Origin of the sequence: Exiguobacterium sp. s133 (genome assembly GCF_018618595.1) — a bacterium.
GTDB lineage: Bacteria > Bacillota > Bacilli > Exiguobacteriales > Exiguobacteriaceae > Exiguobacterium_A > Exiguobacterium_A oxidotolerans.
Window position 1 is genome coordinate 203,110 of sequence record NZ_JACSMK010000002.1, and the last position, 19,134, is coordinate 222,243.

A 19,134-nucleotide genomic window follows, 5' to 3' on the forward strand; every position below is an offset into this window, starting at 1 on the left:
TAAAATACATAAAAAGGTCACGGAACGAGTCCATGACCTTTTTTAGTCGTAATAGCTTAACCTTTGATTAACGGAGTAATTGAAGAACAGCTTGTGGCTGTTGGTTTGCTTGAGCAAGCATTGCTTGTGATGCTTGGTTTAAGATGTTGTTTTTAGTGAAATTCATCATTTCTTTCGCCATGTCTACATCACGAACACGTGACTCTGAAGCAGTTAAGTTTTCAGAAGCGTTGTTCAAGTTATTGATTGTGTGCTCTAAACGATTTTGAAGTGCACCAAGGTACGAACGACCAGACGATACAGATTCAATTTGTGTTTGAACAGTAGTAATCGCACCATCTGCTCCAGCTTGTGTGCTGATATCGAGAGCTGAAACTGCCGTAGAAACAGCACTTAAATCAACTCCAGCAGTAGTGAAATCGATATCAATTGTTTGCGTCGCATCTGCTCCAACATGAATTTTCCCGTTAGCATCTGATCCATCAAGAAGTTGTTTCGTATTGAAGGTAGTATTATCTTTGATACGTCCGATTTCTGAAGAAAGTTGATCGAACTCATCTTTCAATGCAGTTCTGTCAGCAGCAACGTTCGTATCGTTTGAAGATTGAACAGCAAGTTCACGTTGACGTTGGAGAATAGAATGCACTTCGTTCAAACCACCTTCTGCAGTTTGAATTAACGAAATACCATCTTGTGCGTTACGTGAAGCTTGTTCTAACCCACGAACTTGACCACGCATTTTTTCAGAAATTGCAAGTCCTGCAGCATCGTCACCAGCACGGTTGATACGAAGACCTGAAGAAAGTTTCTCCATTGCTTTTCCAGCGTTTGCTGTGTTTGCACTCATGTTACGATGAGCATTCATTGCGTTAAGGTTGTGATTGATAATCATTTTAAGTTTCCCTCCATAGGAATAATTTTTTTGTCTCTTTGAAGATCCTTCTTCTCCGAGATGCGCCCCCTGGCCGGCCCAAGGGTAGCGCGATGGTTGTAGTCGATGACTGCTTCCACTCTATATATCGTCGCCGTGCCGAAATGTTTAACAGTTTCTCTCAAAAAAAAATAAAAAAATTCAAAAGAAAAATCGCAGACGGGACTTCCGCCTGCGATTTCTAAATTAGAGACGCGTCGCGCCCGTTTCTTCTTGCAGTTGTTCCGCGACTGCGACGAGCTCTTCCATCGCACCGTTGACTTCACTGAGTGAAGCCGCCTGATGACTAGAAGCCTGCAAGACTTGCTCCGCATGTTTCGATGCTTCTTCAACCATCGCGAGGATGTTCGCCGTCGTCAAACCGACTTGGTCAATCTCTTTGTCCGACTTCACGACAAGCTGGTCAACCGATTTAACACGTGAATACACATGTTCTGTTGAATGGTGAATTTCTTCGAATGACGACCCTGCTTGTTCGACAAGTCCGACACCGGTCGCGACTTCTTTTTGGACGTCCGTCATCGCATTCGCCGTATCGTTGACGAGACGTTTGACACCGGAAATCAAATCGGTGATTTCTTTTGCTGACGTCGCTGTTTGTTCAGCAAGCTTCTTGACTTCCGCCGCAACAACGGCGAAACCGCGACCGGCTTCTCCGGCACGTGCTGCTTCAATCGAGGCATTCAAACTGAGTAAGTTCGTCTGTGCTGAAATGTCACTGATGACGTCCGTGATTCGTGAAATTTCACCTGTCATATCCGTCAAACGACCGTTCAGTGTCGCGGATTGTTCCATCTTACTAGAAATCATATGCATCGCTTCAACCGAATCCGTTGCGAGCGTCTTGCCGTTCTCGGCTTCTGTCTGCATGACCGTCGCGGATTTCAAGGCTTCGTTCATTTCTTTTGCGACTTCATCCATCGTTCGTTTGACGGTACCGAGTGCATCCATCGAGAGGTAGGCTTGATCGACGTTTTCGTTCATCTTCGTCGAGAGTTCCGCCATTGCAGTCCGGATGCTTTCTCCTGACGCGTTGCCTTCATGGACGGCTGCCGCGATTTCCTGGGCTGACGCCGTCAGCTTGTCGCTTGAGCTACCCATCTGTGTCGCTTGCTTGCGGATATGTACCACCATCACTTCGAGTTCATGCATCAACTGATCGACTTCGTCACCACGCTTCGCTTCTTCGAAATCCACATCAAAGTTACCGTTCGCGACTTCACGTGCCGTTTGTGTTGCTTTTTCGATTGCTTTGATTGGCTGACGGAGAATCAATTGAATCAACAGTGATCCGAGAATCGACAAGACTAACCCGATGCCCGCTCCAAATAAAATCGCCTGGTTTTCTGCGACGTCGACTCCGCGCGAGAGGAATAATGTCAGCTGGGCAGAAATTCCGCCTGTAATGATTGAAATCACGAGAACCCATACAAATAACCGAATCTTTAAATTGCTACGTAACTTGCTCATATCCGTAACTTCCCTTCCTGATTCTTTTCTCAACATTCTCCTTATCGGCAAGATATGAGGACGCTTTAATAGAATTGACCTGATTTCAAAGTCGGTTATAGGATTTACTTGTCACAAAATAACAATTTGATTTATGCCAACGATAAATTAGTACAGCAACGTGTAGACAAAGGAACATCAGGTAATAAAAAGCGTCTTTTTTTCGTTGCTTTCCTCGGGCGAGGCGCAAGCCGTTGCTCCTTGATCCTCACGGACAATGAGCAGGGTCTTACCTGCCTCTGAAAGTGCGTTAAAAACGCACTTTTCCCCGTAGGAGTCAACGAAACGTGACGCTTTTTAGGGAATAGCGTGACTGAAATCCAGTCATACAGACGGGTTAGAACACATTCCGTCTTGAATCCCTTTAAACCGCTAACAGGAATCAGTCGCAACCCTGCAGTGAAGTGAAGAAATGCGGAAGATTGCCGCTTGGAAGACGCGTCGAGATAAGGAAGCGCAACATGACAATACCCATTTAGAAAAACTCTTCCTGACACAAAAAACCGTCCGCTTTGTCATCTAAACATGATAAGGCGAACGGCTGATGTTTTACTTACGATCAATTTCAACGTACTTATACGAGATGTCTGTCCCGACGTTGTGTCGGGCGAGGTGCGTGACTTCCGTGTTTTGCAAGAAGGCGTTTTTGCGTTGGTAGACCGGCGAAATCGCTTGATCGTCGAGTAACAGCGATTCAGCCTGACTCAACAGTTCCAACCGTTTATCTTGATCGAGTTCTTTTTCTGCCTGTTGCAAGAGACGGTCATACTTTTTGTTCGAGTAATCCATCATGTTGAACGGATTTCCCGTCATGAACAAGTTCAAGTATGTCGTCGCGTCTTGATAATCCGGTGCCCAGCTTGCAAGTGACAAATCATAGTCCCCTCGTCCTTCACGGGCAAGACGTTCCTTCTTCGGCAATGGCAAGAGTTTGACGTCGAGGTTTTGACGCTTTAACGTTCCTTGAATGTACTCCCCAATTTTTTTCGAGACGTCATCGTCCTCGATGATCATCGTCAATTCTAGATTTTGCGGTTCGAGGACTTTCTTCGCCTGCGCTTCGTCGAATGATGACGTGATTTGACGTGTTTTATCGTACTGCGGATCAAGCTCTTGCGGGACGATATAGTCGGCCGGTAACGAGCCGTTTCCGAGTAACGTTTCCGTCAACGCTTCTTTATTATAAGCAGCGTCAATCGCTTGGCGGGTCTGCTTGTCTTTTAAGGCGTCCGTTTTTTGATTCATCCGGATGAAGAACATCCGTGAATCACTGAACGTGTTGTACTCTTTTTTATCTTTATAGTTGATGACGTTTTCCGAGTTGAGCGGTGCGACATCGAGTTCGCCTGTTTCAAACAAGTTGATCGCAAGCATCGGGTCCTTGATGATTTTGACGTCGACTTCGTCAATCTTGACTTGTTTTTGGTCGGCGTAGTCAGCATTTTTCGCGAGCGTGTAGCCTTGCTCCGCTTGATACTTCTTGAACGTGAACGGTCCGTTGTAGACATTCGTCTCCGGATCCGTCCCGAACTTGTCGCCTTGTGCTTTGACGATGTCTTCACGGACCGGCATGTACGTCCCGAACGTCGTCATGCTGAGGAAGTACGGCGTCGGCCGTTTCAGTTCGATTTGCAACGTTTCGTCGTCGATGACTTTCGTTTCTTTGACGGGCTCAAGCAAGTACGCAAACGGGGAGTTCGTCTCGATGACGCGCTCATAGGCATAACGGAAGTTTTCTGCCGTGACGGGTTTTCCGTCAGACCATTTCGCCGTCGGGTCAAGCTTGAACGTATAGACTTTTCCGTCTTCCGATACGCTGTGCGACTCAGCAGCTGCCGGGACGAGTTCATTGTTTTCATCGAAGCGGTACAGTCCTTCATAAATCTGGTTGAAGATGTTCGACGTGATGGCATCCGCCGGGTCGACCGACAGGAGATCATAACTTTCCATCGTGTGCAGGACTTTCTTTTCGTTTTCGTTCGGCGCCGCTTGTTCTGTGTCTGTCGTCGAGCATCCTGCGAGTAGGAACGCCGTGCTTGCCGCCGCGATCAATGTCTTTTTCATAAAAAATTCCTCCTAAAGATAATGTGCGTTGGATGATTCGGCGTTCCTTGACGTAAAACAAAAGACGCCCTCTATGCATAGCAAAAGCTGCTGCATAGAGGACGCCTGTATCCGCGCGGTGCCACCTCTAGTTGAGATTAAAAATCTCCTCTTGTCGCTGGTCCAACAACCAGCTAGCCTTGTAACGGGGGCAACCGTCCTGTCTACTGCAATCGTTCAACAGGCTCTCAGCGGTCCATTCCCTAATCAGCTTACCGCGTCAGGCTCTCACCTTTCCTGACTCGCTTTGTCGGCAGTGTTGACGGTACTTACTCCGCTTCGTTGATTTGTTTGATATGGCTTAACTTGGTCTTTACTTTACACGGCTCGGATTTCACTGTCAATCAAAAGTGCTCAAAACGGATGATCTTCCTGTTTCTCCTGTTCTTTCCGGACCGGACGGGGACGAATCGGTTCGACCCGCTCGACGTGGGTCCGTGTAATAATCCGGTTACCAAATGCCGCGTCAAGTAAAATCGTGATGGCCGCTGCCATGTGCAATAACATCCCGACGACCGGAATGACACCGACTGTCGACGCGACGATTCCGACGATGTTACCTTTTGAGACATTGCCGGCCCGCGCCGTCAACACCACAACCACGATGTGGAACGCAAGCATCAACCATAACGCGTTATAACCTGACCCGATAACAATCAATCCACCGAGAATCGGAATCCCGAGGATGGCCTCTAAACCACCTGACACCCACTTCAACGTCCGTAATGATTCCTGTCGATCATTCATGTCGTCGCCTCCTCTATTTTTCCATATGTCTAGTATACGACAAAACACGGGAGAGGTTTCAGACTTCCTTTAGATTATGAACTTATTTTTTTCAGCGGTTTCCTTCTCTCCTTATCACTGGATTCCTAACAAAACAGTTTCCGTCGTCCGGGCGCGACTCCTACGGGAAAAGGAAGGGCTCGTCCCTTCCGTCAGGAACAGGCAAGACCCGGTCGGCTGCAAGTCGATCGCGGCTTGCGTTCCGCCCGAGGAAAGCGCGCCCGAGGACGATAGGATACGACATCCTATTTTTTAAAAGAGTAGTAAGACCCAAACGCCTATGCCTTTTATAACGATTACATAAACAAGCCCACTCCCATGAACTTTCCATCAAACTGCTTATGCTCCTATCGTCCGGGCGCGACTCCTGCGGGAAAAGGAAGGGCTCGTCCCTTCCGTCAGGAACAAGCGAGACCCGGTCGGCTAAAAGCCGATCGCGGCTTGCGTTCCGCCCGAGGAAAGCGCGCCAGCGGACGATCGGAAACGATATTCTATTTTCTTAGAGAGTAGTAAGACCTAAGGTCTATGCTTGCTATACGATTTCACAAAAAAAGCCCACTCCCGTGGACTTTCGTTCAACCTTCTTATAATTCAAGCACGTGGAACTGATAACCGCGACCGACGACGAATCCCGCATCTTTATAGAGATCCAGTGCCCGTGCGTTATCCGTCTCGACATCGAGTTCAAGCTGCGTTCGACCTGTCCGGAACATCGCTTGGACCATCAGTTTCAACATCTTCTTCCCGTAGCCATTGCCCTGCGCTTCCGGACGAACAGCGAACGCATGGATGCTCGCTTGTGTCTCGGATGCTAAATATGCACGGACGACACCGACCGGCTGACCGTTCGCCACACCGACATACGTGACGCGATCCTCTGTCTCAATCGCTTGATAAATCGCTTCCGCCTCGTCCGCTGTATTTCCGAACGACTGTCCGAGCGTCTCGACGATGAACGGACGGTCCGATGCCGTCGCTTCGCGTAATTCGAAATCAGGATCTGCTTTTAAGAACAATTGCGCTTTTTTCAGCACCATATTGTATTCCGTCATCCGGTACTCTGCCCCAAGCTTGCCCAAGACTGCTTTACCGGATTGACTTGCATCATCAATCACGAACGTAAAGGCTTCCGCGCCCGTTTCGCGCGCTACGCCAGCCGCCGTTTCGACGAGCGATTTAAAAATCCCTTGCTGCCGGTAATCGGGATCAACGAAGACGTTGACTTCCCATTCTGTCGGTAGATACGCGAAGGCTTGCAGGTAGCCAATCAATTTTGAGCCGTCGTAGACAGCAAAATCATTCTCGCCGACATAATCTGCCGCCACCTTCAATTCAATTCCATCATGATCGTTGACACATTTCTCAAGTTGCAAGACATCTGTCGTTTGTAAGACTTTCGTTACTGTAAATTCCATCTCTCTTCACCTCAACCTTTACTATAGCGAACCACTAAAAGAAGCACTAGCAAAAGCTAATGCTTACTGCAGTTTAAATGTTTTCATCATCCGCGGAACGTGATATGTGATCAAGCGTTCGATTGTTTTGTTCCCGACCGCACCTTTAACAGCTTCCGTCGGTTGGACATAATAGTACGTTTTATTGTCCTTCGTCCCAAGATACGTGCCGTACCCGACTTGACGATCGAACTGTTTTTTCGACAGTTTCTTCGGTTCATAGTTCAAGTTGACGAGCAACTGATCTTTTCCCTTCACTTTATAATAGAGCGAAAACGTTCCGCTTCGTGTCACGGTACCGTACTTCGTCTTGACCGTCTTGTTTTTGATCAGCTCGACTTTGTCTTGCGCAATCGCTTTCTTCAGCGTCTCTGTCGCCTTGACGGTATAACCAAGCTGTTTGTTTTGAACCATCCCTTTTTGATAAGAGACGTTCGTCGCACCAAAGGCCGTCACCGGAATCAGACATGCCCCGATTAATAGTCCTGTCATTGCGATTCGTTTCATGCTGATTCCTCCTTTATGTATGCGATAATAGTAAAATTCCCTTTCGTACAATAGGTAAACCTTATTCTCGAAAAAGATTTGACGGAATTGTCTAAATTTCTTACGATAAGAGTAACGAAACGAAATGGGGTTAAAAGGATGGCTGAACAAGAACAATTAACACAAGAACAGCTCGATAATCTGCTCAAGAACTCATTCGCGATGCAGGTACCAATCCTCGAGAAGTTCATGAAAGATACACATGACCGCTATGCACTCGCAACGACTTCTTTCAAACGGGATATGGACGCGATGAAAGAATCGGAATGGCATCAATTCTTCGCCGGCAAATTGTTACCGCACTTCTTCCTCGAGCATCTTGGATTCGGCGCTTCGTTCCGCTTCAACGGACACGATAAAGAAGTCGACCTCCCGGAAAACGTCGTCCCTGTCCGTAATGATGCAGATGACCAAATCGCGAAAGTCGTCCTCGGCGTCGAAAAAGCGATGAAAGACATGCACATCAAAAACCACAGCCTCGTCGCGAAATTTTACCAAGAGACACTCGAACTCGCTTGCCAAATGGGCAGCCGTGTCGGCATGAGTGATGAATTCTATACACTCGTCAAACCGAGTCTCGTCCACGAAAACGAATCAAAATAAGCACTGACAGCCCCGCTCCTCTCGACGAGGAACGGGGCTTTTTTACATTATAGACGAATAAAGAAACACGCTCCGCCTTGCGGACTCGTTCGGACGCCATAGACCAGTTCATGGCTGTCGAGAATCAAACGGCTAATCGCAAGCCCGAGCCCGTGCCCGGAACTGCCGTCTTGTTTGACGTACAAATCCCAAATCGTCGTCCGGTCGGACTCCGGGACGCCACGCCCCGCGTCCTCGACCGTCAATTCAGTCTCCGTCAGCCGAATGATGACCCGGCTATCAGGCGGAGCAGCCGCGTGGGCATTCATCAGGAAGTTGACGAGGACCCGTTCGAACATGTGCCTGTCAACACGACGCGTGACGGACACAGCTTCAGCGACAAGTGCCACTCCATCCTTCGCAAACGTCGCCTCCAACCGTCCGACCGTATCGAACACCAGGTCATCTAGTCGCGTCTCAATCCGTTCGAGCGGCATCATCCCTCCGGCAAGCTTCGAGTAGACGAGCGTCTCATCAATCAATAGGCCGAGGCGATCCGTCTCCTCGATGATGCTGTCCGTGACATCCGGTAGTTCGTCTAGCGGAATCACTCCTGCTGCGAGCGCCTCCGTTTCGTTGCGGATGATTGCGAGCGGCGTCCGCAAATCATGGGTGATACCGGCGATGAATGACTTTTGCAACGTTTCTTTTTGGAGGAGTTGTTCCTGCATTTCATCGACGGCAGCAATCAACTCACCGACTTCATCATTCGGTCGTTCGGGTAGCGGGACGCTTTTTTTCCCCGCTCCGATTTGCTGGGCGACGGACCGTAAGTTGACGATCGGCCGCGTGAACTGTCGTCCCATATAATAAGCAAGCCCTGTCGCAAGCAACAAGGTCACGAGGAGCGCGACACCAATCGCCAAGTAGACACCGTTCAACGCACTACTCGCGAGCGGTGCATTTCGAATCGTCGTGATGACCGTGTCCCCCTCTTTCAGCTGATAGGTCAACAAACGTTGATTCTGAACATCAATCACGTCTTGTTGCTGCAACTTCTCGAGCGCCGGTAAGTTGACCGGTTGCGGTCCTCGTCCACCGAGGCGTTGCGTTTGTCCGTCGATCGTGATGAAACCTTGAATGTCACGGGGAAGCGGTTGATTGCCGTCGATCGCTTCTTGAATGATATTTGCTTCACGTGCGAGTTGACTGTAGCGTTCGTCTTCCGCAAACCGATTGACGAGCACCGCCGTCAAGATAAAACTCAAGCTACCCATGACGAGGAGCGGTGCGACGACCGCCAGTAAAAACTTCCGCATCAATTTACTCATTCCATCGCCTCCAGTCGATATCCGACCCGGTGGACCGTCTTTAACTGTTGTTTGATCGTCGGTAACTTATCACGCAATTGTTTGACGTGCGTATCGACGGTCCGGGTATCGCCACCGAATGTATATCCCCAGACATCATCCAGGATTTGATCGCGACTGAGTGCTTCACCGATATGTTCGACGAAATATGTCAACAGCTCAAACTCCATCTTCGCTAGACTGAGCGACTGCTCGCCGTTTTTGACGAGACGCGCTTTCGGATCCAGTGTTAAATCACCCAACCGGAAGGCGGTGTCTTTCGGACGCTGGTTCAGCGCCCGCTCGAGCCGAATCGTCAGTTCTTTCAAGACGACGGGTTTGACGAGGTAATCGTCTGCTCCGAGCTCAAGTCCGAATACACGGTCATCCGCTTCACCACGCGACGTCATCATGAAGACGACGGGCGGCATAGCGACCGCTTTAATCGACGGAACAAGCGACCAGCCGTCCCCATCCGGGAGTCGAACATCGACGAGGACCGCGTCAAACGTCGTTTTGCTTAAGGCGTCCTTCGCTTGTCCAATCGACATCGCGAGTGTCACTTCATATCCGTGGTGCCGTAAAAAACGTTCTGTCACGTGTGCTAACTTTACTTCATCTTCAATCAATAAAATATTCATCGTTATCCCTCCACATGCTTAGTGTACCGCCTTTTCCAGCCGATTTGCTTTTCTTGGCAATTTCTTTGCAACTTCCTCACAACTTCGTTTTCGATCCACGCTAACATACAAGGTGAAAGGAGTGATCAACCATGAAATTCAAAAAACAATGGATCACCGCACTTACAATCAGCGCATTAACAGTAGGAGGAGCTTCTGCTCTCGCTGCAACAAATGATAGCGATGCATCGAAAACGAAATCCGAGCGTCATCACTTCGAAGGTATGAAAAAAATGGACGTTACAATCCTCTTAGATAAACTCGGCATCACAGAAGACGAGGCACAAACAGCACGGGAAGCGAAGACATCGATCGCTGAGCTTGCAGAAGAAAAAGGCATCTCGTTCGCCGACTACAAAGCGGCTGAACTTGCAGCAACAAAAGAACAACTCGCGAGTCTTGTCGCCTCAGGGGATCTTACGAAAACACAATCCGCTGATATGTTAGAACGTCAAACGGAACGCTTCAGCAAAGTCTCGAGCTATGACGAATTGAAAGAACAGCAACCTAAAGGGCAACGTCACGGTAACAAGGGCGGTTTCTTTAATAAAGAACTCGTCGCAGACGTCCTTGCCGCACTCAACTTAAATCAAGAGGACTTCGATGCTGCGAACCAATCACTCGCCGCGTTCGCGAAAGCCCAATCAATCCAGTTCGCCGACTACAAAAAAGCGGTCATCGCCTCACAATCAGAACAACTTGACCAATTCGTCAAAGACGGTAAAATGACGGAAAAACAAGCGACGTCGATTAAAGAACGGATGACGGAAGAATTCTCAGACATGACGAGTTATGACGAGTTGCCGGATCGGGAAAAACAAGGACAAGGCAAACGTGACGGCGGACCACGCGACGTCTTCGGTAACACGACTGCAACGGTCTTAGCGAGTCTCAAACTCGATGAAGCGAAATTCGAAGCCGCCGATCAAGCACTTCCTGAATTTGCGGAAGCGAACGATATCGCCTTCGACGACTTCGAGCAAGCGGTTCTCACCGCTCAAACGGCTGCAATTGATGCGAAACTAGCAGACGGTTCCATCACAGAAAAACAAGCGACGTCGATGAAGGAACGGATGCAAGAACGTGCGGATCAGGTCTCAAGTTATGACGACCTTAAGCAAGGACCACGCGATGGTGGACAAGGTGGACGTCACCACGGAATGAACGAAAAGAATACGGATCAATCAACGGATCCGAATGCAAGCGAGACATCTGTCGATCTTGCCATTTAATCCATTCAAAAAGAACAGGTGCTTCTGTACCTGTTCTTTTATTTGTTTTTTGATATTCCGATTCTCTTTTTTTGAAAAAACAGTCTATTTTTCGAACTTTAATTGCAATTGTCGCCACTTAGAACCGATACTAGAAATAGGATTACAGATTCTTGAATTACATTCTAGTGAGGAGATATAGCTATGACTTTTTTCGACGCTATGCAACGACTAAGTCGTTCATCGACATCCCCTCTATTCATTGGTGGATTAGAACTCTCACATCCCGATAGCGCAGAATTCTTTTTCCATCAAAACGCGGATGCGATTTTCTTTTTTAACCATCTTGGTGAAATCATATATTTCAATGAAAAATTGCCTGCAATGCTTGGGTATTCCACGGAAACACTGTATGAACACTTTGGAGTATTTAATCCCCCTGAACAAATTGATGCAGTCACAGCATTTTTTGAACGTGCTCTTACAGGAGAGACCGTTCACTACACCGCCCAAGGCCTCCATAACGATCATTATCGGCTGACCTTAAAGATTACGAACATGCCCATTCTTCAAGATAATCGAGTCATTGGTGTATACGGGATCGCACGTGATATCACTCGAGAAAAACAACTTGAAGAAGATGTTGTTCAAATTCGATCACAGCTCGAACTAACGGAACACATTCCAGAACTTGTTGTCTTCCATTACGATCCTTCTACGAGGAGCATAGAACATTCCGCCTCTTTGATGAATTACTTAGGCGTTTCATCTGACGAGTTGGGGACATTATCACGCGAACAGTTACATAACCTCATTCACCCGCGCGATTTTGACCCGCTTCTGTTTAATATGGAACGACTCATTGATTGTGAAGTGGAGATGTTTGAACAAGAGGTTTCTGTCTTAAATGCCTCAAACGGATATCAATTATTACGCTTAAAAGCATTTCGCCGCCCGGAAAACAATGAACTAATTTCCGTTATCCTGTATGACTTATCGGAAGTCAACGAAGCGCGACGCCAATTAACGCTTGAACGGGAACAGACACGTGAAATTTACGAAGCGCTTGATGCAGCCATTTCGCAAATCGACCCTTCTACTGGCCGAGTCCTCTTCCACTCCCAGGGGTTTCTTCAAATTTTTGAAGAATTGCCAGAGGATTTGTGCTTAAGTCAAAAATGGCTATTCGAGCGAATAGACGAACGGGATCACCTGGCGATGAAACATTTTATCCAACAACTGCTTTCTGGAAAATCCGGAACGATTCAATATCGTCTCCGCTTTCCAGATGGACGACGGAAATGGATTGAAGATCAACAGTTACCTGTTTTCCACCTGGATGGGAACATTGCCTATTCAAACAGTATCATGCATGACATCACGCTTCAAAAAGAGTATGAGGAACGGCTGCAGCAACTCGCATTGATTGATGCAATCACCGAATTGCCGAACCGTCAATTATTAACGGACACCATTGAGGAATGGATGAAGAACGATCAATCTTTCTCCGTTCTTTCGGTTTCCTTCAACCGGATTTCTGAAATCAATAACGCGTTCGGCCATGCATCCGGTGATCAATGGTTACAAGCGACGAGTCGCATTCTGTCGATCACTAAACCGGAAGAAGTATTCCTTGGCCATCTTGGGGGAGATGAGTATGCCATGCTCGTACCCTCCAGTTACAGTGATGACATTACTTCCTGTGCGGAAAAACTGCTCGCACTCTCGGCAAATCCGATTTTGATTGAACCGTATGAATTGTTCGCCCGTATTTCTGCTGGGGTTAGTCGTTTCCCGGGAGACAGTCAGGATGCGATTGAACTGCTAAAACATTCCTACACTGCTTTACGCCGTTCACGACGGGAAGATCACAGTACGTTTCATCATTACGCTTCGAATCTTGACATCGATTACTACAGACGTTACCGACTCGAACAAGACTTACACTATGCCATTGAACGCAACGAGCTATTCCTTGAATACCAACCGAAAGTCGATAGCTGGACCGGAAAAATCATTGGACTTGAAGCTTTAATCCGTTGGCAACATCCAGAATGGGGACGGATTCCGCCAAATGACTTCATCCCCCTTGCTGAGGAAAGCTCACTTCATCTTGCAATTGGCGACTGGGTCATTGAGACCGCATGCCAAGCAATGAGCTCTTGGGCACGGGCCGGTTCAAATCTTATTCCAATTTCAGTGAACGTCTCACCAAAACGTTTCTTGATTCCCGGTTTTGAACATCAGATTGAGCAGGCATTGCTAAAATACAATTTATCCCCTCATTTATTTGAACTCGAAATCACGGAAGCAGCACTTATTATGGAAGACCCGAACACGAACCGTATGCTCGAACACTTAAGTCACCTCGGTGTTCGAATTGCATTGGATGACTTTGGTAAAGGTTACTCATCGATGGTTTATTTACAGCGATATCCGATTGATGTCGTCAAGATTGACCGTCAGTTTGCAACGCACATTGCTGATGACGCAAAAGCACAGGCCATTGTTAAAAGCATTCTTTATATGGCGTCCGTCTTCAATCTTTCCGTCGTTGCAGAAGGTATTGAAACGATACGACAGCTGGAAACGTTCCGTGCCCTCAATTGTCCGAACATTCAAGGATATTTGTTCAGTCGTCCTGTTTCAACAGAAATCATGCAAAGTTATTTGTTACGGGAAATTTTGTATCCGATTGAAGCCTGCGCCCTGACAAGTGAAGGTACTCCCAGTTTTTCGATTGAAGGGAAAATTAAGATGTTGACGCACCATGAAATGGCGCTGGATTTCGATTATTCGGACATTCATGCGCATCAGACGGATACACGCCACCTCTATTTCACAACAGAAGTCCCGCTGCCTTTAAACACAGCGACCTTCGAAGTCCGTTTATCCGAAGGGTTACAACTTGTCAGCTGCACACTGACCGTCATCGGTTTCGAACATGGACAATATATCGGTGCCTATACGAACACTTCGGAAGCAGAACTCGTTTTACGGTTTTTCCAATCAATTCGACCGTTTATCTAATTATTCGCACTAAGGTTGCTCTCGCATGCCTTAGTGCTTTTTTGTTATAGTAAACACAGAAACACTTTTCAAAAAGGGGGAATTCGATGAGTGGTGCGATCCAAACGAAAGCTCACCGACGAACGACGAAATGGCAACTTATACGCCGCCTTTTGTTATTGACGATTGGTGCCATCGTCTTCGCAATCGGTTTGAAAGGATTCCTTGTTCCGAATAATATCATCGATGGTGGGATTGTCGGAATTTCCATCATTGGGTCAAAACTGACGGATACGACACTTGCATTATGGCTCTTCTTTTTAAATATCCCGTTCATCTTTTTTGGTTATAAACAGATTGGTAAGACCTTTGCCCTGTCTACGCTTTATGCAATTTTCATCATGGCGGTCGCGACGAAATTACTCGAAGGCATCGGACCGATGACGAACGTCGATCTCCTTGCGACCGTCTTCGGTGGTTTAATTCTCGGAATTGGCGTCGGTATCGTCATCCGGGCCAGTGGATCGCTCGACGGAACGGAGATTCTTGCTGTTTCCTTCAGTCGCTCGACCCCCTTTTCCGTCGGTGAAATTGTAATGTTCTTTAACGTCTTCATCCTCGGAGCAGCCGGATTCGTCTTCGGTTGGGACCGGGCGATGTACTCGCTGATTACGTATTTCATTGCCTTCAAGACAATTGATGTCGTCATTGACGGACTCGATCAATCAAAGAGTGTATGGATCATTTCTGAGAACTACGAAGAAATCGGCCTTGCCATCATGGACCGGCTCGGTCGGAGCATGACGTACTTACACGGAGAAGGATCCTTTTCCGGAGATGATAAGAAAGTCATTTTTTGTGTCATCAGCCGGCTCGAAGAAACGAAATTAAAAGAAATCGTCCGCGACTTCGACGAACAGGCCTTCATCGCCATCGGCAACATTCATGACGTCCACGGTGGCCGCTTCAAGAAAAAAGATATTCATTAATTCACAGTTGTTCGAGAAAGGGAGTCGCGCCGTTGTTGAAGAAACATCGCAAGAAAATCATCGGGGGATTGATCCTCGTCATCGTTCTTTTGTTGATTGCTCTCGTCGGAATTTCTGCTTATGTCGGTTCGTCCTTAACGAAACCGGAACGGGAAGCATTGACGACGAATCCTAAAAAAGCAGAAAAACTGGCTTATGAAGACGTCTCCTTCCGCTCGCTAAAAGATCGCACGCGGCTATCCGGCTGGTGGATTCCGAGTGAGGATGCGAAACTGACAATCGTCTTTGCTCACGGCTATGGGAAAAACCGGGAACAGACGGATGTCCCCATCTTCCCGCTCTTCAAAAAATTTCATGATGCCGGCTATAACGTCTTAACATTTGATTTCCGCGGGTCCGGGATCTCGGAAGGAAAACGTGTCACGGTCGGGGCAAAAGAACAAGATGACTTGCTGACAGCTGTCAGCTATGCCAAATCACGTGCTTCAGAGCCGGTTGTTCTTTATGGTATCTCAATGGGCGCTTCGACTGCCCTTGTCACGGCTCCAAAAGCAGATGTCGCCGGTGTCATCGCGGATAGTCCGTTCAGTGATTTAGAAAATTATTTAGAAACGAACCTCCCCGTCTGGAGCGGGTTGCCGAACTTCCCGTTCACACCCGTCATCCTGCAAGTGACGCCTCCACTGACAGGGCTGAACCCGGAACGTGTCAAACCGATTGAAGCGATTCGACGGATTGATCTTCCCATCCTGATGATTCATGGCAAGGACGATGATGCGATTCCGGTCACGGAAAGCATGCGCCTTCAAAAAGCGGCGCCACATTCTGAGCTTTATGTGACGGAAAACGGCGGACATGTCCAGTCTTATGCCCATGACCGCAAAGCCTATGAAGACAAGGTCCTATCTTATTTAGAAGACATCAAATGATTTCACATCAATAATCGCAGCAACTCTTTAATTAAGGAACAGTCGCTGTACCTTCAATCTCTTAATCCAAAAAAAAGAGTCAATCCAAGCTGATTTTTTATCAGTAGGTTAGACTCTTTTTTTGTTTGGGACGACTTCACTAAAATGATTCGAATTAGAGAAAAACACGGCGACTACGCTCAGACCTTAGACAAATGCTTATGAAGCGTGAACATGCTATAACGAGATGCGATCCGTTCGCGCTTCCCTGTCTCGCCTCGTCTTCAAAGCGGCAATCGGTCACGCCGATACAGCAAAGCTGCAGGGTCGCGACCGATTGCTTTTCGCGGTTCTAAGCGATTCGAAACGGATTGCGCTCTAAACCGCCTGCATGCCTGGATTTCTGTCACGGTATTACCTAAAAAGCGTCACGTTTCGTTGACTCCTACGGGAAAAAGTGCGTTTTTAACGCACTTTCAGAGGCAGGCAAGACCCTGCTCGTTGTCCGTAAGGACCAAAGAGCAACGGCTTGCGCCTCGCCCGAGGAAAGCAACGAAAAAAGAGACGCTTTCTCTCCCGATTACACGTTGTCTACAGTCTGAGTACGTTTTTAACGCACTTTCAAAGTCAGACAAGACCCTGCTCGTTGTCCGTGGGGATTAAGGAACAACGAACAAGGAAGACGCCTTCTCTCCCGATTGCACGTTGTCCACACGTTTAAACCCAGCTACTACACTGTTCAGAAACCGCGGCAGAACATTAAAGTTCTGGACTCCTGCTAACGACAAAAAACACTTACCCACACGCCTCATCCTGCCAAGCGTCATGTGTAAGTGTTTCTCTTTTAGTCAGGTCATCATCGTTTTAAAACCGCACTTCCGACGATTTTCAAGACTTCTGGTCGACTGAGCTTCTCTTTTCCCCGAGCGAGCGCATCCAGCGTCCCATGTGCGAGGGCAAGTGGAATCTTACAAAACTCATAGATCGTCGTCTCTTTCGGAATCGACGCGAGATACCGATCCGCTTCTGCCAAGTTATCCTGCGCGTACGTAAACATCGTCTCCGTCGTCCAACCGGGTGGGAAGTACCCGACACCGCGTTCTGCATCTTCTTGTTGGTTCCGTAAGATGTTAACTGCTTGGAGTCCCCGACCAAAACCAATCGCCTGTTGTTTATCCGTGACGATACCCGCTTTCCAGTACCAAATATCTGACAACATGACACCGACGAGTCCGGCAACATAATAGGTGTACTCATCAAGATCAGCTTCCGTCTCGACCGTCCAGTCACGTTCTGCCCAGACAGCCATCCCTTCTGCCATCTCTGCCGTTGATTCAAGGACTTTCGCCCGAATCCCCGCCGGACAGTAAGCAATCCATTCTGAAAGACGAAGGGTCACTTCCGGCAACTGATTTGCATACGGTGCAATCAATGCTTGATAAGCAGCTCCCGAAAACGTTCCACGCATCTGGAGGGCCGTCTCCCGAAGGAGCGTCGTCTTGACGTCTGTCGGCAAGTCTTCATGGTCCTCAATCTCATCAATCGCACGCATGCACAGGTAGGCAGACCCGACTGCCTCTTGCAGTTCTTGCGATAGGCGACTGATTGGTATATAAAAGGTTCGGCTCGTCGCTTTTAGTACACGATTCGCATCTTTTTTCAGCTGCTTCGTCTCATTCATTGCTTACACTCCCTCTTTGTCTAAAAAGGTTTCTTTTCTCTACATTACTATACACGATTCGAAAGGAATGAGCATTTTTTTCGTGGAAATGAAAAAAACTTCTTTTGGTCGCGTGCGCACAAAAGAAGTTCACCTCATTATTCAGAACGCTGTTTTAACAACTGACTCATCAATCCGGTACTTCGAGATGCTTCCGCATTTTCATCTTGGATTGCAAGATAAATTTCTTTCCGATGGATGTCGATGTGACGCGGCGCATCGATTCCGAGTTTGATTTGGTCCCCTTCGATTGCAAGAACCGTCAACTCGATATCATCCCCGATTTGAATCGCTTCCCCCGTTTTACGTTTTAAGACGAGCATCAGCGACCACCTACTTCCGTTAGACTACCAATCACATGCCGGTTTGAATACGTTTCATCAAGGATGACTTGTTTCGCTTGCCGACGTTTCGTCTCCATTACGAACGGTGCGCGTAAGTTCGTCGTCGACTCCTCGAACCGTTCACGTAACGTGACCGTCGTATAGACAGCGACTTGTGCCGTATCTTGGATACCGAGTTGTTCTTTCGCTGATTCTGGTAATTCAAAGACATACTCCGGATCAATCCAAAACGGATTCGTCACGACGAATGCGCATTCCGTTTGATCAATCGATTGGAAGGACCAGAACGGAATGCCTTCTCCGAACGGTAATAAGATAAAACGACGTGCCTCTGGAAAACCGGGTACTTCGGAAGCGAACGTGATGATTTCACTTTCCTCGATTTGAACCGTTCCAAAAAAATCTGTTTCGATATGCATGTGATTATCCTTCCCCATCGAATATGCCGCCGACTGGCCACATATCCAGTTGATTTTGTTCCCGTAGGTAAATTTCTGTCGTGCCTGGCGTGACGTTTAATTCCGGTCGATGTATCTCAACATCGATTTGCGGTTTTTGCGCCGTATAGTTGACACGCACCTCTGCCGGTGTGTAATTGATTTTGACCCGGTCGAGACTGCGTGGCGTAAAGCCGAGCGTCGTCACTTCTGCCGGTGGTGCTTGCCGGGATGTCGCGATGCGAGCAACGGCATCTCCCCGTTGCTCGATCCGCATCAACTGATCCCCTTCAGCTGCTGCCCGCCCGACTGCTTGTTGTCCCATTTGTCGTCCGTAATCAGCATAACGCTGAACGGATTCAAATGCCGGGATTCGTCCGATTTCAATCCATGCCTGGGATGAATCAATTTCGAGTCGTGCCGCGACCGTTTCGAGCGACAGCTCGCCTTTCGGTTGCTCGATTGACAAGGAGGCTTGTTGTTGGTGTTGTTCAAGCGTCGCCCGTGTCGTATTGATACCGATTTTAGCAGACGTTTGACGCATTTCAAGATGCGGAAGGTTCATCTCCCGTCACC

Annotated in this window: 18 protein-coding genes and 1 other annotated feature; of the genes, 6 read left to right on the plus strand and 12 right to left on the minus strand. The window is 47.9% G+C overall.

The features are described from left to right. Positions 1 to 67: 67 nt before the first annotated feature. The 6 genes from KNP96_RS03630 to KNP96_RS03655 all read right to left on the minus strand — a co-directional run bounded on the left by KNP96_RS03630 (position 68) and on the right by KNP96_RS03655 (position 7,290). Positions 68 to 892 carry a flagellin N-terminal helical domain-containing protein gene (locus tag KNP96_RS03630; protein ID WP_088837776.1) on the minus strand — a complete coding sequence of 275 codons (825 nt, stop codon included), beginning with the start codon at positions 890 to 892 and terminating at the stop codon, positions 68 to 70. Between the two features lie 225 nt (positions 893 to 1,117). Next, entirely contained in the window at positions 1,118 to 2,401 is a 1,284-nt protein-coding gene (locus KNP96_RS03635; RefSeq protein WP_088837777.1) for a methyl-accepting chemotaxis protein, read from the minus strand. A gap of 588 nt (positions 2,402 to 2,989) precedes the next feature. Beyond that, positions 2,990 to 4,504, minus strand: coding sequence for a peptide ABC transporter substrate-binding protein (locus KNP96_RS03640; RefSeq protein ID WP_088837778.1), 1,515 nt, complete (start codon positions 4,502 to 4,504; stop codon positions 2,990 to 2,992). 94 nt (positions 4,505 to 4,598) lie between these two features. Next, positions 4,599 to 4,835: a binding site (T-box leader), on the minus strand. 62 nt (positions 4,836 to 4,897) lie between these two features. Further along, the gene (locus KNP96_RS03645) at positions 4,898 to 5,290 is read right to left on the minus strand and encodes a hypothetical protein (protein ID WP_088837779.1); all 393 of its coding nucleotides are present in this window, start codon (positions 5,288 to 5,290) and stop codon (positions 4,898 to 4,900) included. A 623-nt stretch (positions 5,291 to 5,913) separates the two neighbouring features. Then, positions 5,914 to 6,744 carry a GNAT family N-acetyltransferase gene (locus KNP96_RS03650; RefSeq protein ID WP_029331434.1) on the minus strand — a complete coding sequence of 277 codons (831 nt, stop codon included), beginning with the start codon at positions 6,742 to 6,744 and terminating at the stop codon, positions 5,914 to 5,916. A gap of 63 nt (positions 6,745 to 6,807) precedes the next feature. Next, positions 6,808 to 7,290, minus strand: coding sequence for a hypothetical protein (locus tag KNP96_RS03655; protein ID WP_214768847.1), 483 nt, complete (start codon positions 7,288 to 7,290; stop codon positions 6,808 to 6,810). A 138-nt stretch (positions 7,291 to 7,428) separates the two neighbouring features. On the opposite strand from KNP96_RS03655, the gene KNP96_RS03660 reads away from it, so the two are divergent. Beyond that, positions 7,429 to 7,932 carry a hypothetical protein gene (locus KNP96_RS03660; RefSeq protein WP_029331436.1) on the plus strand — a complete coding sequence of 168 codons (504 nt, stop codon included), beginning with the start codon at positions 7,429 to 7,431 and terminating at the stop codon, positions 7,930 to 7,932. Between the two features lie 47 nt (positions 7,933 to 7,979). Here KNP96_RS03660 and KNP96_RS03665 read toward each other — a convergent pair whose 3' ends face one another. Together KNP96_RS03665 and KNP96_RS03670 are read right to left on the minus strand one after the other, a co-directional pair. Continuing rightward, positions 7,980 to 9,242, minus strand: a complete 1,263-nt coding sequence (locus KNP96_RS03665; RefSeq protein WP_214768848.1) for a HAMP domain-containing sensor histidine kinase — start codon at positions 9,240 to 9,242, stop codon at positions 7,980 to 7,982. Further along, positions 9,239 to 9,901: a response regulator transcription factor gene (locus KNP96_RS03670; RefSeq protein ID WP_088837783.1), complete on the minus strand. Its 663-nt coding sequence runs from the start codon at positions 9,899 to 9,901 to the stop codon at positions 9,239 to 9,241. Before KNP96_RS03670 ends, KNP96_RS03665 begins: the two co-directional genes overlap by 4 nt. 131 nt (positions 9,902 to 10,032) lie before the next feature. On the opposite strand from KNP96_RS03670, the gene KNP96_RS03675 reads away from it, so the two are divergent. From KNP96_RS03675 to KNP96_RS16825, 5 genes are all read left to right on the plus strand, one after another. Beyond that, positions 10,033 to 11,172, plus strand: a complete 1,140-nt coding sequence (locus KNP96_RS03675; RefSeq protein ID WP_214768849.1) for a hypothetical protein — start codon at positions 10,033 to 10,035, stop codon at positions 11,170 to 11,172. 183 nt (positions 11,173 to 11,355) lie between these two features. Then, positions 11,356 to 14,181, plus strand: a complete 2,826-nt coding sequence (locus tag KNP96_RS03680; RefSeq protein ID WP_214768851.1) for a sensor domain-containing protein — start codon at positions 11,356 to 11,358, stop codon at positions 14,179 to 14,181. Between the two features lie 86 nt (positions 14,182 to 14,267). Next, on the plus strand, positions 14,268 to 15,149 hold the full coding sequence (locus KNP96_RS03685) for a YitT family protein (protein WP_088837786.1): 882 nt from the start codon (positions 14,268 to 14,270) through the stop codon (positions 15,147 to 15,149). 32 nt (positions 15,150 to 15,181) lie between these two features. Beyond that, positions 15,182 to 16,078, plus strand: coding sequence for an alpha/beta hydrolase (locus KNP96_RS03690; protein WP_088837787.1), 897 nt, complete (start codon positions 15,182 to 15,184; stop codon positions 16,076 to 16,078). Positions 16,079 to 16,304: 226 nt separating this feature from the next. Continuing rightward, positions 16,305 to 16,439: a hypothetical protein gene (locus KNP96_RS16825; protein ID WP_285801447.1), complete on the plus strand. Its 135-nt coding sequence runs from the start codon at positions 16,305 to 16,307 to the stop codon at positions 16,437 to 16,439. Positions 16,440 to 16,913: 474 nt separating this feature from the next. Here the strand turns inward: KNP96_RS16825 and KNP96_RS03695 are convergent, their stop codons facing one another. From KNP96_RS03695 to KNP96_RS03710, 4 genes are all read right to left on the minus strand, one after another. Further along, positions 16,914 to 17,738 carry a squalene/phytoene synthase family protein gene (locus tag KNP96_RS03695; RefSeq protein WP_214768853.1) on the minus strand — a complete coding sequence of 275 codons (825 nt, stop codon included), beginning with the start codon at positions 17,736 to 17,738 and terminating at the stop codon, positions 16,914 to 16,916. 137 nt (positions 17,739 to 17,875) lie between these two features. Continuing rightward, positions 17,876 to 18,100 carry a carbon storage regulator CsrA gene (gene csrA, locus KNP96_RS03700; RefSeq protein WP_029331452.1) on the minus strand — a complete coding sequence of 75 codons (225 nt, stop codon included), beginning with the start codon at positions 18,098 to 18,100 and terminating at the stop codon, positions 17,876 to 17,878. After that, the gene (gene fliW, locus KNP96_RS03705) at positions 18,100 to 18,540 is read right to left on the minus strand and encodes a flagellar assembly protein FliW (protein WP_239456754.1); all 441 of its coding nucleotides are present in this window, start codon (positions 18,538 to 18,540) and stop codon (positions 18,100 to 18,102) included. Before fliW ends, csrA begins: the two co-directional genes overlap by 1 nt. A gap of 4 nt (positions 18,541 to 18,544) precedes the next feature. Further along, positions 18,545 to 19,123 (minus strand): DUF6470 family protein, encoded by a 579-nt coding sequence (locus KNP96_RS03710; protein WP_088837790.1) that lies wholly within the window; start codon positions 19,121 to 19,123, stop codon positions 18,545 to 18,547. Positions 19,124 to 19,134 lie beyond the last annotated feature (11 nt).